This is a genomic window from Aliarcobacter vitoriensis, from assembly GCF_048320235.1.
Classification (GTDB): domain Bacteria; phylum Campylobacterota; class Campylobacteria; order Campylobacterales; family Arcobacteraceae; genus Aliarcobacter; species Aliarcobacter vitoriensis.
The window spans coordinates 83,762-99,655 of the sequence record NZ_CP182882.1 but is presented as its reverse complement, the minus strand read 5'-3'; the positions used below and the strand labels follow the sequence as shown (position 1 = coordinate 99,655).

The window sequence follows — 15,894 nt, the reverse complement described above, 5'->3', positions numbered from 1 at the left end:
ATATTAACTTTTTATATTATTTTTAATTGGATTAAAGCTAGTAAAACTATGCATGAAATAGCCAGTAAAACTCCTAATATAACTTGTTTTGATAGAATTTCTTTAAAATAATATTTTCCAATAAATACTCCGCCAATTATAACTCCCAAATTCATAGTAACAAATACCAAAGTTGGTGTTTGCGAAAATATTTTATGTGCATTGATATAAAAATAGATATTTGAAAAGTTTAAAACTCCAAATAAAAGTCCATATAAAAAATATTTTCTATCTATTTTACCTTTAAAAATAAGAATATATATAAATGATATAAAAGAAGCTAATATAAAAATCACAAAAAGTAATTCTAAAAAATTTATATCTTTATTTGTTGCAATTAATTTAAATAAAGTATCAATAATCCCATAGCCCAAGAACACAGCTATTAAATAAAAAATATTTATTGATTTATTAGTAGATTTTTTGCCTAAAATCAAAAAAATACTAACAAAAGTTAAAATGATCACAAAAGCTTTTATATAAGAAAATTCTTCATTGAATAATAAAAAACTAAAAATTATTGGGATAATTAAAGATAATCTTTGAAAAATATCAGTTTTTGCAAGTCCAGAAAATTCTAATGATTTATGTAAAAAATAAAAAACAGTAGGAAGTAAAATCGCTAAACAAATAACTAATTTATAATCAAATACTTTAAAATCTATAGTTAAAATTGATAAATTGAAAATATAATATGTAAGAAAACTAGCCATTATATAATTTGATAAAATAAATAAAAAAAGATTTTTTTTTGTAGCTATTTTGAGATATTTTATATAAAAGCCAACCAATAAAGATGATATTAAACTAAGAATTAAAGAACTCATTTTATACAATTTTCCATATTTTTTAGGGGATTATATTATAAGAAAGATAAATCTAATTTTTTGCGGGAAATTCCCGCAACTATTCTTTATCTTTTAACTCTTTATAAAGATTTTTATGTATTTCTATCTCTTCATCAGTAGCTTTTTTTCTGCAAGATAAAAAACCTTTTGTTCCTTCACTTGTAATTGTAGGAAAAATAGTAGCATATACCCAATAATAATCACCACTTTTTGAAGTATTTTTTACAAGTCCACTCCAAGTTTCACCTTTCTTTATAGTTTCCCATAACTCTTTAAAAGCTATTTTAGGCATATCATAATGTCTTACAATATTGTGTGGTTTTCCTATTAGTTCATCTACACTATATCCAGCAACTTTACAAAACTCCTCATTTGCAAATAAAATATTACCTTTTTCATCAGTTTCACTGACAATAAATGTATATTCATCCAAAATTATTTCTTTTCCACCATCTATATTATTCGCCAACATAATAACCTCCTATTATTTTGTTTGCTAAAACATAATTATATATAAAAATTGTGATAATTTTTCATTATTTATTATTTATCCCTAAAACACCCAGCCAGCTTGAAAGAGTAATTTAGAATTTTTATGTGAACTATTTTCACTTTCAATTGGTTTTGAGTTTAAATTCAATGCCATTTGTACTTTTGCAAAAAAATATTTATAGTAGAATGTCGCCCAAATAGACTTTTCAGTTCCTACAACTCTATTTAAAGTTATACTATTTACATTTGGTTGATTGATTTATATTTGTTATATTCCATTTTGAGAAATATTTGCTGTTCAACTTGTTACAACTCCACCACTTGGAGAAGAATACAAGTTTGAAGCAAATACAAGGTAAATAAATCCACCTTTTAGTATTCTAAACCTATTCTTATATTCATTGTTTTTATACATTTTTAATCTTTTCATATTCATTTTTGAACATTTTAATCAAAGAGTGTAATAAAATGTAAAATTTTTTGATTTTTTTAAAAGAAATTTTGGAATTTCTTTATTTGTTATTGAAAGCCGTACAAAATCATCGATTTATGAAATTTCATATCTATTTTGGTATAATCTATGACTTTTAACCTAAAGGATTTAAAATTGAAAAAGAGAAATTATATTAAAAAGATTTCAGACTACTCAATGGTTGGTGGTTTAGGTGCTGTTTTAGTGCTTGGATTAGTTGGGTGTAATGATACAAATCAACAACAAAATCAATCTAGTGGAACATTAACAAATGCTTCTCAACAACAAGGTGCTTTTGTAGTAATAGAACAAGCAACAGATGGTAGTTACAAAATTGCTGATGAATTTCCAGCTAGTAAAACTACTATTGTTTTAAGAAGCCCCGATGGAAGCGAAAGAATATTATCTCAAGAAGAGATTGATAAATTGGTAAAAGAAGAAGAAGCAAAAATAGATGCTGGTACATCTCCTCTTACAAATCCAGACTCACAATTAAGTAGTGGGGGAATGGGACTTGGTGGAGTTTTACTATCTTCTATTGCAGGGGCAATGATTGGTTCTTGGCTTGGGAATAAACTTTTTAATAACCAAAATTTCCAAAATCAAAAAGCAGCTCAATACAAATCTCCACAAACGTATAGTAAATCTCAAAGTTCATTCAATAAACCAGCAGGAACAACTGGAAAAAGTGGAGCTTCAAAACAAGGTGGTTTCTTTGGGAACAAGTCTTCAACTGCTGGTTCATCAAATAGTTCAAGTTCAACAGGTGGATGATAATGAAATTAGAAAAATTAAGCCCTTTAACAAATGATTATTTAGAAAGTATCGGTTTCGTTTGGCATACAGATAGCGATAATAGTTCATATATCAGTGATGAATTAGTAGTTATTTCAGAAGAAGAAGCAGAAAGGTATTATGAAGCAACAAATGAACTTTATGATATGTTCTCTGAGGCTGGTCAATTTGTAATAGACAATGACCTGTTTCACGAACTAAATATTCCTTTTAATTTGGTTGATATTATAAAAGAGTCTTGGGAAAATGATGTTCATTGGCATTTGTATTCAAGATTTGATTTAGCAGGTGGAATTGATGGTAAACCTATAAAATTGATTGAATTCAATGCTGATACACCAACATCACTTTTTGAAACAGCTATCATACAATGGGCAATGTTAAAGAAAAATGGCTTAGATGAAGAGAGCCAATTTAACAATCTTTATGAAGCTTTGAAAAATAATTTTAAAAGAATTATAACTTTAAATAGTGATATAGAAAAATTTGATGAGTACTACTCAAAACTTGGTTGGAAAATACTATTTTCTAGTATTTCAAGTTCAAATGAAGATATAAATACTACAAAACTTTTACAACATATTGCTTCTGAAGCTGGATTTAACACTGATTTTGAATTTATAGAAAATGTGCAGTTTAGTGATGATGGAATATTTAAAGATGATGAACTATTTGAATTTTGGTTCAAACTTATTCCTTGGGAAGATATAGCTATTGAAGAGAGTCAATTAGCACTTATTTTAACTGAAATTATAAAAGAGAAAAAAGCTATTGTTTTTAATCCTGCATATACTTTGATATTTCAATCAAAAGCATTTATGAAAATTTTATGGGATTTATACCCAAATCACCCACTTTTACTTGAAACATCTTTTGAACCTTTAGAAGGTAAGAAATACGTAGAAAAAAGAGCTTTTGGAAGAGAAGGAGCAAATACAAAAATAGTAAATGCTGATGGTAGCATAGATGAACAAACAAGTGGAGAATACGAAGGACATAAGGCTATATATCAAGAATATGTAGAGTTTCCAAAAGATGAAAAAGGAAATTTTTATCAAGCTGGAATTTTTTATGCTTATGAAGCTTGTGCTTTAGGATTTAGAAGAGGTGGAAAGATTTTGAATAATATGTCAAAATTTGTAGGGCATATCATAAAATAATTTTATAAAAGTTGAAAAGTATGACAAAAGAAGAGTATGATAAAAATATAGAAATATTGATAACTTGGGCAAAGGCATATTATGTTTATGATGAACCAATTGCAAGTGATGAAGAGTATGATAAATTAGCAAGGTTGTGTTTAGATTTTGAAAATAAAAACCCAGAACTCACACACCAAAACTCTCCAAATAAAAGAGTTGGTGGAGTTATTTTAGATGGTTTTTCAAAAGCAAATCATTTAAGCCGTATGTGGTCACAAGAAGATATTTTTAACACAAAAGAGCTTGAAGATTGGATAAAAAGAGCTTCAAAAGTTGGTGATAATTTGGAGTTTTTTTGTCAGCCAAAGTTCGATGGGGTATCTTTGAATCTTATCTATGAAAATGGTATATTAAAACAAGCAATCACTAGAGGAGATGGTGAAATAGGAGAAGATGTTACACAAAATGCCTATACCATTCAATCTATTCCATTAAAAATTGATGAAAAATCTTTGATTGAAATCCGAGGTGAAGTTGTAATCAAAAAAAGTGATTTTGAAAATATAAACAAAGATAGAATAAAAAATGGTGAAACACCTTTTTCAAACCCAAGAAATGCAAGTGCAGGAAGTTTAAGACAACTTGATTCAAATATCACAGCAAAAAGAAAACTATTTTTTAATGTTTGGGGAGTAGGACAAAATAGTCTAAATTTACAAAAAACTTCCAAGATGATGAAATACATATTTTCATTAGGATTTATAGAAGCTCCTATGCAAACTTTGGCAAAATCTATTGAAGAGATAGAAAATATTTATAATAATATGGTAAGTAAAAGAGATAGTTTTCCTATGCTTTTAGATGGTATGGTTATAAAAATAGATGATATTCATACACAAGAGGATTTAGGTTTTACTCAAAAATTTCCTAGATGGAGTTGTGCATATAAATTTCCAGCATTAGAAAAAACTACAAAATTAAAAGATATTATATTACAAGTTGGAAGAACAGGTGTAGTAACACCAGTTGCTATTGTTGAGCCAGTTTCAATAGAAGGTGCTAACGTAGAAAGAGCAAGTTTACATAACTTTGATGAGATAAATAGGCTTGATTTAAAAATAAATGATAGTGTAATTATAATAAGAAGTGGAGATGTAATTCCAAAGATTACAAAAGTTTTAAAAGATAGAAGAACAGGTGATGAAAAAGAGATAATAAAACCTACACTTTGCCCTGTTTGTTCTAGCGAACTTTTAATCGAAGATATTATGATAAAGTGTCAAAATCTTGATTGTTCAGCAAGAGTTGTAAGTTCAATAATATACTTTGCAAGCAAAAATTGTATGAATATAGATGGACTTGGAGATAAAATAGTAGAACAATTGGTTCGTGAACAAAAAATATTTGATATTTTGGACTTATACTCTTTAAAATTTGAAGATTTAAATATTTTAGATGGTTTTAGAGAAAAAAAAGCACAAAATCTTATAGATGCAATAAAAAATACAAAAGGAAGTGAACTTCATAGAGTTATAAATGCTTTAGGAATAGAACATATTGGAGAAGTTGCATCAAAACAACTATGCTTTGAATTTGGCTTGGATTTAATAAATGTAACATTTGAAGAGTTAATAACTCTTGATGGAATTGGTGAACAAATGGCAAATTCATTCTTAGAATTTATGAGAGTAAATAAAGAAATAGTTTTAAAATTATTTAAAATTATTCAACCAACTGTTACACAAAAAATAGAAGCAAAAGAAAATATATTTAAAAATAAAACTGTAGTTGTAACAGGAACTATGAGTAAAAATAGAAATGAAATAAAAGAACTTTTAGAAAATCTTGGAGCAAAAATATCTTCAAGTGTATCAAAAAAAACAGATTTTGTTATATTTGGAGAAGATGCTGGAAGTAAATATGATAAAGCAATAGAACTAAATATAAAGATATTAACTGAAAATGAAATGTATGAACTAATCAAAAATTAGTATTATTGTTACTTTTCTTAATTATTTAGTAATTAATTTTGGTAAAAGTATATTAACTAAAAGTTTTTTTTATAAAGTTAGTCTATAATCTTTGAATAATTTTAATAAGGTATATAAATATGGAAAATTTAAAAAGAGAAAAATCACTTACAATGACAATGCTTATGACTCCAGAGAAAGCAAATTTTTCTGGTAAAAATGTACATGGTGGTGAGATTTTAAAAATGTTAGATCAAGTAGCTTATGCTTGTGCTGCTAGATATACAGGTCATTATGCTGTTACACTATCTGTTGATATGGTATTATTTAAAAATCCTATAAAAATAGGTTCACTTGTAACTTTTCATGCTTCTGTAAACTACACAGGAAGAACATCTATGGAAATAGGTATAAAAGTAATATCTGAAGATATAAAAGATAATTCAATAAAAAATACTAATGTATGTTATTTTACAATGGTGGCCGTTGATGAAAATGGTACACCAGTACCTGTTCCAAAACTTGAACTAATAACTGAAGATGATAAAAGAAGATATAACGACGCGTTACAAAGAAGAGAAATTAGAATGTCATCAAGACATGCAAAACAGTAATTAATCAATGAGAATATCGTTCTTTTTATAAAGAACGATATATCTAAAATATTAAGATACTTTTGACTCCATAAACTCTTCATAAGAACCTTTAAAATCAATTATTGTTCCATCTGGTTGAATTTCTATAATTCTATTTGCATATGCATCAAGTAACTCTCTATCATGAGAAACACATATAACAGAACCAGCATACTCAAGTAATCCTTCTCCTAAAGCAATAATAGCCTCTAAATCTAAGTGGTTTGTAGGTTCATCTAAAACTAAAAAATTTCCTTGTTCTAACATAATTTTAGATAACATCATTCTATGTTTTTCTCCACCTGAACAAGAATTTACTTTTTTCTCTTGCTCTTGACCATTAAATAACATTCTTCCTAAGCAGTTTCTAATTTCAGCTATATCAGCATCTCTATCAAAACCTCTTAACCAATCATAAAGTGTAAAATCACCATTTATAATATCTGTTGTATTTTGTGGAAAATATGAATTTTGAATAGTTGCTCCCCATAAAACTTCTCCACTATCAGCAATTATATTACCCATTAAGATTTCACATAATGTAGTTTTTCCTATACCATTTGGTCCAATAAGTGCAATTTTATCGCCTTTTTCTAATGTAAAGGAAACATCTTTTAATACAACTTTATCACCATAAGCTTTTGATATATTTTTAACAGTTAAAAGTTCTTTTCCAACTTCTCTTTTTTGTCTAAAAATGATAGAAGGATCTCTTCTACTTGATACTTCAATAGCTTGAATATCAAGTTTATCAAGTTGTTTTTGTCTTGAAGTTGCTTGTTTTGCTTTTGAAGCATTTGCACTAAATCTAGCAATAAATTTTTCAAGTTCTTCTTTCTCTTTTTGTTTTTTATTTACATCTGCTTGTTGTTGTTTTGCTATAAGCGTTGAAGCGATATACCAATCATCATAAGTTCCACTAAACTCTCTTATTTTTTTGAAATCAACATCTAAAATATTTGTACAAACAGCATTTAGGAAGTGTCTATCGTGAGATATTACAACCATTGTACCATCGTGGTGTTGAAGCTGATTTTCAAGCCAACCAATAGTTTCAATATCCAAGTTATTTGTAGGCTCATCAAGGAATAAAATATCAGGTTTTGGATATAAAACTTGAGCTAAAAGAATTTTAACTTTATCTCCTCCAGTTAAAGTATTCATCAAATTTTGATGAATTGATGAAGAGAATCCCAAATCTTCTAAAATCTTTGTAACTTTAATATCATACTCATAAGTGGGGTCTTCTTCACAACAAATTATCTCTAATTCAGCAAGTCTGTTATTTACTTCATCAGTAAATTCTGGACTCATATAAAGTTCTTCTTTTTCCTTTACTGCATCATAAAGTCTTTTATTTCCCATTAAAACTGTATCAAATAAAGTGAAATTTTCAAAAGCAAATTGATTTTGTGATAAAACACCTACTTTTTTACCATTTTGAATTTGTACTTCTCCCTCAGTTGCATCTTCTTGCCCTGAAAGAATTTTTAGGAAAGTTGTTTTTCCAGCACCATTTGCTCCAATAAGACCATATCTTTTCCCAGTGTCTAATTTTAAATTTATATCTTGAAATAAAACTCTTGCACCAAAAGCTTTTTTAAGATTTACAGTTTGTACCATATTATAAATTTCTCCATTTTTTAAATTATTTATTTTGTAAAATTTGCTCGATTATAGCAAAAAATTAAGTTTTATGGCTTAAAAAGAGCCTATAACTCTTTTTCAAAAGCCAGTTTCATAATATCATCTTCACTTATAATATCACTATTGTCTTCATTTGGTGGATTCTTTATCCATAAAACTTTAGTTTTCAATTGGTCAAGTTGATATTTTGTAAGGTTTTTAATTAATTGATCAGTTATCATCTCTTTTGTTAAAGTATTTGCATTTAACATTTTTTTGATAACTTTCTCTAGATTTTTCTTAGTACTTTCAAAAGCTTTCTCTTCATCTGTTAAAGAAATATACTCTTCATCAAGATATTTCATAACTGCATCACCAGGATATTTATATGTTGTAATGCCCTTATAATTATATTTTTGACACTTCAATCTTGGAACATAAACTCCAGTAAACAAATATCCTAAAACTGTATTTATCCCTTCTAAAGTTCTTAAAGGATTATGAGAACATATATAATCATCTTTAACTATTGTTGGAGAATTTTGCAATGAAGTTATATTGTTGTGTAAAATTACAAAACTTCCTTTTACTTCTTTAGGACCACCTCTTAGCGAATTTAGTTCATTTTTATAAGCAAAAAAACTTCCACCAACTTTTGTAGGGCTTCCTTCAAGAGATACAAGTTCATTTTCACTTATATCAAAATCTCCATCTACATAGTTAAAATTAATTGGCAATTTTGACAAGTTTGGTAATCTGTTTGATAATTTTACATCTCCATGAACATCAACAGAGTTATCTGGTAAAATTGTAGTTGATTTTATATCAAATTTATCAAGCCAAGCTTGTATATCTTCAGTATTTGTTAAAGCAACAATAGGTCTGTATATATGTGAAACTGCTTCACTTCCCTTATATCGATAATATTGTCCTTCATCATCAAACTTTGAACTGATATTTAACTTTACATCAGTTACTAAATCTCCACCTATTTCATCTGCAACACCATCTAAATCACTTAGTCTATTTGAATTACAAATATAGTCTTGTTTAACAGTAATTGGTCCACCAACTAATCCTTCAACAATATTATTAGAACAATCAAAATATGTATCAATAGTCTTTGGTCCACCTTCTAAGCTTGTTAAACGATTATTATTACATTTAAAATGCCCTTTTACTGTTCTAGGACTTGCTTTTATAGATGATAACTCATTGTAAGAGCAATCATAAAATCCTTTTACTTCCTTTGGACCATAAGATAGATTTTTTAAATTATTATGAGAACAATCAAAATCACCTACTTCAACAGGACAATCAAATAATGAAGTCAATTTATTGTATGAGCAATTAAAATCTTTCATAACAATTTTTGGACATCCCTCTAAACTTGGTAAATCATTATTGCTTATGTCAAAATATCCATCAATTCTATCAAACTTAACTGGAAGTTTTTCACCTTTTAACTTTTCATTTAAATTAACATTTCCTTGAACAGAAACATAAAAATCTTCTGATATATGATAATTGTTTATTCCATAATCTCTTAGCCAATTTTCAATATCACTAATACTAAACATTTTTTACCTTTTATACTGTGAAATGTTGGCTATTCTACTATATTTTTACTTAGTTTATTAATTGTATGGTTTGAAGAAAAAGAAGAAAATAAAATTTTCTTCTTTTATAAATTATTTTATAAATTCTACTACTTCTTCAAGAGCTAATCTCATTTGAGTTGATTGTGGATTTATTCTATATCCAAAAGGTAAAATAACACTTACTTGATACTCTTTTGTATCCAAAGCTAAAACTTTTTCTACTTCAGATTTATCAAATCCTTCAATAGGACAAGAATCTATACCTTTTGTTGCTGCTGCTGTCATCATATTAGCCATTGCAATATAAGTTTGTCTTGCTCCCCAAGAATATAAAGTTTTATCACTATCTAAAACACCAGTAGCTTTTAAATGATTTCCATAAAGTTCAACATAAGCATCTATTTTATCTTGAGGTAGTTCCCTTCTTGAGAATCTTTTTGCAGGAACTTTACTCTCTGGTTTTAAATTATCAACTGCAACTAAAACTATAACTAAATGTGAGCAAGAAGTTATCTGTACTTGATTCCAACAATGTGGACGTAATTTAGATTTTAACTCTTCATTTGTAATAACTAAAAATTTCCATCCTTCTTGACCAAATGAACTTGGACTTTTTCTTCCAACTTCTAAGATATATTTTATATCTTCATCGCTAATTTTTTTTGTCTCATCAAAAATTTTGCAAGCATGTCTAAAATCCATAGCTTCCATAAAAGTTTTTTCCATAATTTTCTCCTTTTTTAAATTAAATTTATTATAAAAATGCTCTTTGATATGCAATATTTATTGTATCTTTTTTATCAAACTCTTTTGCTACATAAAATACAAAATTTGGATTTCTAAGTAATTCTCTTCCATAAGCCACAAAATCACAAAATTGATTTTCAAGTAAATATTCACCCTCTTTTGGTGTAGTTATCAATCCAACTGCAATTACTGGAATATTTAAATTTTCTTTTATTTTTTTTGCCCAAGAAGCTTGATATAAAGGTTCAATTTTTGGTGCATTATCTGGATTTTCTATATTTCCTCCACTTGATACATCTATACAATCAACACCAACTTTTTCTAACTCTTTTGATAAATAAATTGCGTCTTCTATATTCCAACCATTTTTCATCCACTCATCTGCACCAATTCTTAAAATTAACGGCAGATTTACTTTTTGTTTAATCTCATTGGCTATTTCTAAAATTAATCTACATCTATTTTCTAAAGTTCCACCATAAATATCTATTCTATTATTTGTTAAAGGTGATAAAAATTGATTTAATAAACAACCATGTGTAGAATGAACTTCAATAAAATCATAATCTGCTTCTTTTGCTCTAAAAGCTGCTTTTAAAAATAATTCTTTTATATACTCTATTTCATCAATATTTAGTTCTTTAGGAATTCTTGGGTTTTTCTTACTAAAAGATATTGCACTAGGAGCCACACAAATTTCATCTGTTTCAGATTTTCTTCCTGCATGAGTTATTTGAATTGCTGTTTTTGCACCAAAATAATGTAATTTTTCATTTAAAATTTTATGCTTTTCAATAAATAAATCATCCCAAAGACCTAAATCACTATTAGTAACTCGTCCTTTTGGTTCAACTGCAGTTGCTTCAACTACAATCAAACCAACTCCACCTAAAGCTCTTGAAATATAGTGATAAAAATGAAAATCTTTAAGTTCTCCACTGTTATCACTTTTATACATACACATAGGAGGCATAATAACTCTATTTTTTAATTCAATCTTTCCTATGTTTCCACTTTTTAATAATAGGCTCATAAAAAAATCCTTTTAAATATCTAATTTTTCCAATTTTTGAATATTTAAATTCTCTATCTTTCCATCAATATTTGAAACAAAAGTTTTAAAATGCTCTTTTTCTTCATGTTTTGATAAAAATTCAGCATTTTCCCAAGTTTCTACAAAAGTAAAACTAAAATCATCACTTAAATCTTTATGTAAATCGTATTGAATACAACCTTCATCAAATTCATGGGTTGCTTTATGAAGTTTTAAAAGTTCATTATAAACTTCATCTTTAAAAGCTTCTTTTACTTTTATACTTGCAACTATTACAATATTTTTCATATTTTTTTCCTATAAAAAATTCTCTTTTAAAACTGATTCAAATTTTTCTAACTCTTTTGTTAAATCTAAATCACCTTTAAAAATATCGTGTACTGAATAAGTTTTTAATGGTTTTAAACCACAAAATTCAAAAGTTTTATGAGTTGCAACATGAGCTTGATCTAAAGATAAACCATCAAAAAAACCTTTTGGATTGTCAAATTCACTTATTGGACAATTGTAAGTTACACTTAACATATATTTTTTACCTTTCAATAATCCACCACTTCCATAAGTCTTACTTGCATCACTTCTACTTCTTCCATCATTTGCATAGTGTCTTCCTTGAGTAAAAGTTTCATCAAAATATTTTTTTGCAATCCATGGAACACCCATCCAATAAACTGGATATTGAAATAACACATAATCAGCCCATTCAAATTTTTCAGTCTCTTCTTCTACATTATAACCTTTTTCAATATCAGTGTGTTTCACTTCAAAACCATTTTCTAAAAAAAACTTTGTTGCTTTATTTATATAGCTTTTTGTTAATTCACCAAGTGCAACTACATCATAATACTGATGTCCATTTAAAATTAAAACTTTTTTCATTTATTACTCCTTAAAATATTTGAAAATTATATATATCATAAACTTAAATTTCTCTTACTTTACTTTAGGTAAGTAAAAGAATTTAATTTTTTCTATGTTATAATCTTTTCGAGATAAAAGGATTTAAATTATGTATTATATAAATGATAAAGAGTACAAATGCAGTGTATCTGTAACTCTTGATATTTTTAATGATAGATGGAAATTATCAATAATTTGGCATCTACTAGATGGTGAAAAAAGATTTAAAGAGTTACATGAAGAAATTAGTGAAATAACTCAAAAAACTCTAACAATAAAATTAAAAGAATTAGAAGAAAAAAATATTATTCATAGAGAATGTTTTCCACAAATTCCACCCAAAGTAGTTTATAGTCTAACTTCTAGTGGAGAAAGATTGCGTCCAGTTTTAGAAAATATGCATAAATGGGGAATAGACTATGTACAAGAGTTTGGAAAAATAACTTCAGACGATGCCTGTCAAAATAACTTATGTGAGTAAAAAATGGAAAATATTATTTTAATTTTATTAGCTCTTTTTTTAGGTTATATGTTGAATCGTTTAGGGATTATGCAAAGAGATGGTTCAGTTGCTTTAAATCAATTTGTACTTTATGTATCATATCCAGCAATCATATTTTTACAAATTCCTAAAATAAACTTTTCACTTGATTTGATGATACCAGCCATTGTTGCATGGATCGTTATGACATTGAGTGCTTTTTTAGTTATCATATTATCTAAAGTTTTCAATTTCACAAAAGAAGTGACAGGTGCTTTGATGCTTGTTGCAGTTTTGACAAATAGTTCATTCTTAGGTATTCCTCTTCTTGATACATACTTACCAAATGAAAATTTTATGCCTTATTTACTTGTATATGATCAACTAGGAACTTTCTTAGCTTTTGCAATATATGGAACTTTTATAGTATCTATTTATACAAGTAAAACAAAAGTTACATTTAAATTGATGATTGTAAAAGTTTTAATCTTTCCACCATTTTTATGTTTAATAATAGCTTTATTTTTAGTTGGAGTTGAATTCAATCCAACTATTACCAAAGTTTTACAAGCTTTTGCTCTTACAACTGTTCCTGTAGCACTAGTTGCTGCTGGTCTTCAACTACAATTAAAACTTCCAAAAGAAGATATAAAACCATTTGGTATTGGATTAGGTATAAAACTTATTTTTGCTCCAATAGTTGCCATTATTGTATGTAAAATATTTGGTTGGAACAATCTAGCAGGAACAGTATCAATACTTGAAGCAGCTATGGCTCCTATGATAAATGCAGGTGCAATTGCTGCTATGGCTGGTCTTGCACCAAGACTTAGTTCAGCTATTGTGGGGTATGGAATCATAATATCTTTTGCTACAACTTATATATTCAGTATTCTTATAATGTAAAGTTAAAATAACTTTACATTTTTTAATATTAAATAGATACAATACGAAAAAATTTTAAAGGAAAATTTATGTTCAAAATTTTAATAGCTTGTTTACTACTATCAAGCTTTATGTTTGCAAATTTAAAAGAGATTTCAAAATCTGAAATATCAAAAATAGAACAACTAGAACTTTTAAAAAGAAATGATATAAAAGTTCTAAAAGGCTTTGAAATTGGAGATTTATACATATTAAGTATCCAAGTAAAAGGTCAAAAAGATGAGATATTTTTAACAAAAGACAAAAATTATATAATTTCTGGTGCTGTTATCAATGCAAAAACAGGTTCTCAACTTGCTATTCCTGTTGATTTATCTATAACAAAAGATAAAGAAGCTTTTACTTATGGTAATGGAAAAGACGAGTTTATTCTATTTACTGATCCAGAGTGTGTTTATTGTAAAAAGTTTGAATCTTATTTACCACAAATAAAAGATAAAGTTAAAATAAAAGTATTTTTATATCCTTTAGATTTTCATGAAAATGCAAAAGATTTATCTTTATACATTTTGAGTAAAAAAACAACTCAGGAAAAAACAGATGCTATGTTTGAGTTTAATATTGGAGATGATTTAAGTAAAGTTAAAAATGCAAAATATTCAAAATCTGAACTTAATAAACTAGAAAATAAACTTCAAGAGCATATAAATTTAGGACAAACTCTAAATGTGCAAGGAACTCCAGCATTATTTGATAAAAATGGAAATAGTGTTATTTGGGTTGAATTACTAAATAGATATGGAATTGAAGTAAACTAAAAGGTAAATTTTTAATTACTTTTTTATCTCTTTGTGTTAGAATTTCGATCTAAGATATCAGGTTGATATTCTACACGTTAGTTATAAACTCAATGTGTAGTCAAAATTAAAATATAATTTTGGAGATTCATTTGGACAATTTAAATCACTGTATATCTATATTTACAGGTGATATTCCACCATCAAAATCTCTATTTTTAAAATTAGAAAATACTTTCTTACTAGCAAATACTTATGAAATAATAGAAATTATTTCACAAAAAGCAAATATCGAAACTGAACTTCGTGGATGGGCAAAATTAAGAGGACATTTATATTTAGGTAGAGAAAGTCTAAAAAATCAATACTCTTATAAAATTCAAAAGATATCTAAAAATAGTTTTTCACAAAAGGCATCTTGGGGTAAAAAGATGCAAGGGATAGAAACTTCTAATCCAAAACTAAAAGATTTGAATCTAAGCGAAGAAATTCTTACAAAAGCACCAGAGAGTAATGGTCTTTTAACAAGAGGAATAATAACTCAAGAAAATAGTCCCATTTATGATTTTGAGCTATCTTTTAAAGAACAAGTTTGGTCGAATCCAATATCAGTTTTATATGAAGAAGGGAAAAATCTTCAATGGAATGCAACAACAGATATAGCTTGGAATGAGATTCCAGATTTAAATCCAGTTTTAGAAAAAGCAATTTGTCAAATAATGACTTATTTAGTTGAAAATGAGTTTTCAGCTTTATATATTCCTGGAAAATTTATAAGTAAAATAAATCCTTATTATATGGAAGTTCCACTATTTTTATCATCTTTAATGAACGATGAAGCAAGACATATAGAAGTATTTACAAAAAGAGCTAATGCAAATGGTGGAGGATTCCAATACTCTAGTGAAGTTACTCAACGTTCACTTTTTTCATTATTTAAAGAAGATGATTATATAAAAAGTTCTTTTTTACTTCATGTTATGGGAGAAGGAACTTTTGTTGATTTATTAAGCTTCTTAGAAAAATATATGCCCGATGAAGCTACAAAAAAGATTATAAGACTAGCAAAAAGAGATGAAATGCGACATGTTGCTTATGGAATAGAACACGTAAAATCAGCAATCGAACAAAATCCAAATAGAATAAATGCTTTAAAAAATACTGCATATAGAAGAAAAGAATTTATGGATGAAATAAATAGTGAATCATCTTTATTAATTGAATCTTTAGCTATTTTAGCAGGAGGTAGCAATGAGCCAGATGATTATAAAAAAGGATTTGATTTAGTTGAAGAATTAAAACAAAAAATGAATGAAAATAGAGTAAAAAGATTAGTAAATATAGGTATGGATGAAGATTTAGCAAATGATATTTCTAAAGTTCATACACCAAATTTTATGTAGGAGAAAG

General features: G+C 27.1%; 17 protein-coding genes. 8 read left to right on the top strand and 9 right to left on the bottom strand.

Going from position 1 to position 15,894, the window contains the following annotated elements:
* Positions 1–11: 11 nt before the first annotated feature.
* The 3 genes from ACNSOS_RS00565 to ACNSOS_RS00555 form a co-directional block, all read right to left on the bottom strand.
* Positions 12–866 (bottom strand): EamA family transporter, encoded by an 855-nt coding sequence (locus ACNSOS_RS00565; protein ID WP_418185522.1) that lies wholly within the window; start codon positions 864–866, stop codon positions 12–14.
* Positions 867–945: 79 nt separating this feature from the next.
* Positions 946–1,359, bottom strand: a complete 414-nt coding sequence (locus tag ACNSOS_RS00560; protein ID WP_418185521.1) for a PAS domain-containing protein — start codon at positions 1,357–1,359, stop codon at positions 946–948.
* Positions 1,360–1,677: 318 nt separating this feature from the next.
* Complete coding sequence (locus ACNSOS_RS00555) at positions 1,678–1,809, bottom strand: hypothetical protein (RefSeq protein WP_418185520.1); 132 nt, start codon at positions 1,807–1,809, stop codon at positions 1,678–1,680.
* 177 nt (positions 1,810–1,986) lie between these two features.
* Here ACNSOS_RS00555 and ACNSOS_RS00550 point away from each other — a divergent pair, with 177 nt between their 5' ends.
* The 4 genes from ACNSOS_RS00550 (at position 1,987) to ACNSOS_RS00535 (ending at position 6,372) form a co-directional block, all read left to right on the top strand.
* A complete protein-coding gene (locus tag ACNSOS_RS00550) occupies positions 1,987–2,625 on the top strand; it encodes a UPF0323 family lipoprotein (RefSeq protein WP_418185519.1) in 639 nt (212 codons plus the stop codon).
* Positions 2,626–2,627: 2 nt separating this feature from the next.
* Entirely contained in the window at positions 2,628–3,806 is a 1,179-nt protein-coding gene (locus ACNSOS_RS00545) for a glutathionylspermidine synthase family protein (protein WP_418185518.1), read from the top strand.
* A gap of 20 nt (positions 3,807–3,826) precedes the next feature.
* Positions 3,827–5,779: an NAD-dependent DNA ligase LigA gene (gene ligA / locus ACNSOS_RS00540; RefSeq protein WP_418185517.1), complete on the top strand. Its 1,953-nt coding sequence runs from the start codon at positions 3,827–3,829 to the stop codon at positions 5,777–5,779.
* A gap of 119 nt (positions 5,780–5,898) precedes the next feature.
* Complete coding sequence (locus tag ACNSOS_RS00535) at positions 5,899–6,372, top strand: acyl-CoA thioesterase (RefSeq protein ID WP_113892782.1); 474 nt, start codon at positions 5,899–5,901, stop codon at positions 6,370–6,372.
* A 51-nt stretch (positions 6,373–6,423) separates the two neighbouring features.
* Here ACNSOS_RS00535 and ACNSOS_RS00530 read toward each other — a convergent pair whose 3' ends face one another.
* The 6 genes from ACNSOS_RS00530 to ACNSOS_RS00505 form a co-directional block, all read right to left on the bottom strand.
* Complete coding sequence (locus tag ACNSOS_RS00530; RefSeq protein ID WP_418185516.1) at positions 6,424–8,016, bottom strand: ABC-F family ATP-binding cassette domain-containing protein; 1,593 nt, start codon at positions 8,014–8,016, stop codon at positions 6,424–6,426.
* An 89-nt stretch (positions 8,017–8,105) separates the two neighbouring features.
* The gene (locus tag ACNSOS_RS00525; protein WP_113892786.1) at positions 8,106–9,599 is read right to left on the bottom strand and encodes a hypothetical protein; all 1,494 of its coding nucleotides are present in this window, start codon (positions 9,597–9,599) and stop codon (positions 8,106–8,108) included.
* Between the two features lie 111 nt (positions 9,600–9,710).
* Entirely contained in the window at positions 9,711–10,346 is a 636-nt protein-coding gene (locus tag ACNSOS_RS00520) for an NAD(P)H-dependent oxidoreductase (RefSeq protein WP_418185515.1), read from the bottom strand.
* A 28-nt stretch (positions 10,347–10,374) separates the two neighbouring features.
* Positions 10,375–11,400, bottom strand: coding sequence for a tRNA-dihydrouridine synthase (locus ACNSOS_RS00515; RefSeq protein WP_418185514.1), 1,026 nt, complete (start codon positions 11,398–11,400; stop codon positions 10,375–10,377).
* Positions 11,401–11,412: 12 nt separating this feature from the next.
* Positions 11,413–11,709: a putative quinol monooxygenase gene (locus ACNSOS_RS00510; RefSeq protein ID WP_323586674.1), complete on the bottom strand. Its 297-nt coding sequence runs from the start codon at positions 11,707–11,709 to the stop codon at positions 11,413–11,415.
* Between the two features lie 9 nt (positions 11,710–11,718).
* Positions 11,719–12,300, bottom strand: coding sequence for an NAD(P)H-dependent oxidoreductase (locus tag ACNSOS_RS00505; RefSeq protein WP_418185513.1), 582 nt, complete (start codon positions 12,298–12,300; stop codon positions 11,719–11,721).
* Between the two features lie 130 nt (positions 12,301–12,430).
* Between ACNSOS_RS00505 and ACNSOS_RS00500 the strand changes: the two genes are divergently transcribed.
* The 4 genes from ACNSOS_RS00500 to ACNSOS_RS00485 all read left to right on the top strand — a co-directional run bounded on the left by ACNSOS_RS00500 (position 12,431) and on the right by ACNSOS_RS00485 (position 15,887).
* A complete protein-coding gene (locus ACNSOS_RS00500; RefSeq protein WP_418185512.1) occupies positions 12,431–12,802 on the top strand; it encodes a winged helix-turn-helix transcriptional regulator in 372 nt (123 codons plus the stop codon).
* 3 nt (positions 12,803–12,805) lie between these two features.
* On the top strand, positions 12,806–13,708 hold the full coding sequence (locus tag ACNSOS_RS00495; protein WP_418185511.1) for an AEC family transporter: 903 nt from the start codon (positions 12,806–12,808) through the stop codon (positions 13,706–13,708).
* Between the two features lie 68 nt (positions 13,709–13,776).
* Positions 13,777–14,505 carry a thioredoxin fold domain-containing protein gene (locus ACNSOS_RS00490; RefSeq protein ID WP_418185510.1) on the top strand — a complete coding sequence of 243 codons (729 nt, stop codon included), beginning with the start codon at positions 13,777–13,779 and terminating at the stop codon, positions 14,503–14,505.
* A 131-nt stretch (positions 14,506–14,636) separates the two neighbouring features.
* The gene (locus ACNSOS_RS00485; protein ID WP_418185509.1) at positions 14,637–15,887 is read left to right on the top strand and encodes a ferritin-like domain-containing protein; all 1,251 of its coding nucleotides are present in this window, start codon (positions 14,637–14,639) and stop codon (positions 15,885–15,887) included.
* Positions 15,888–15,894: the final 7 nt, after the last annotated feature.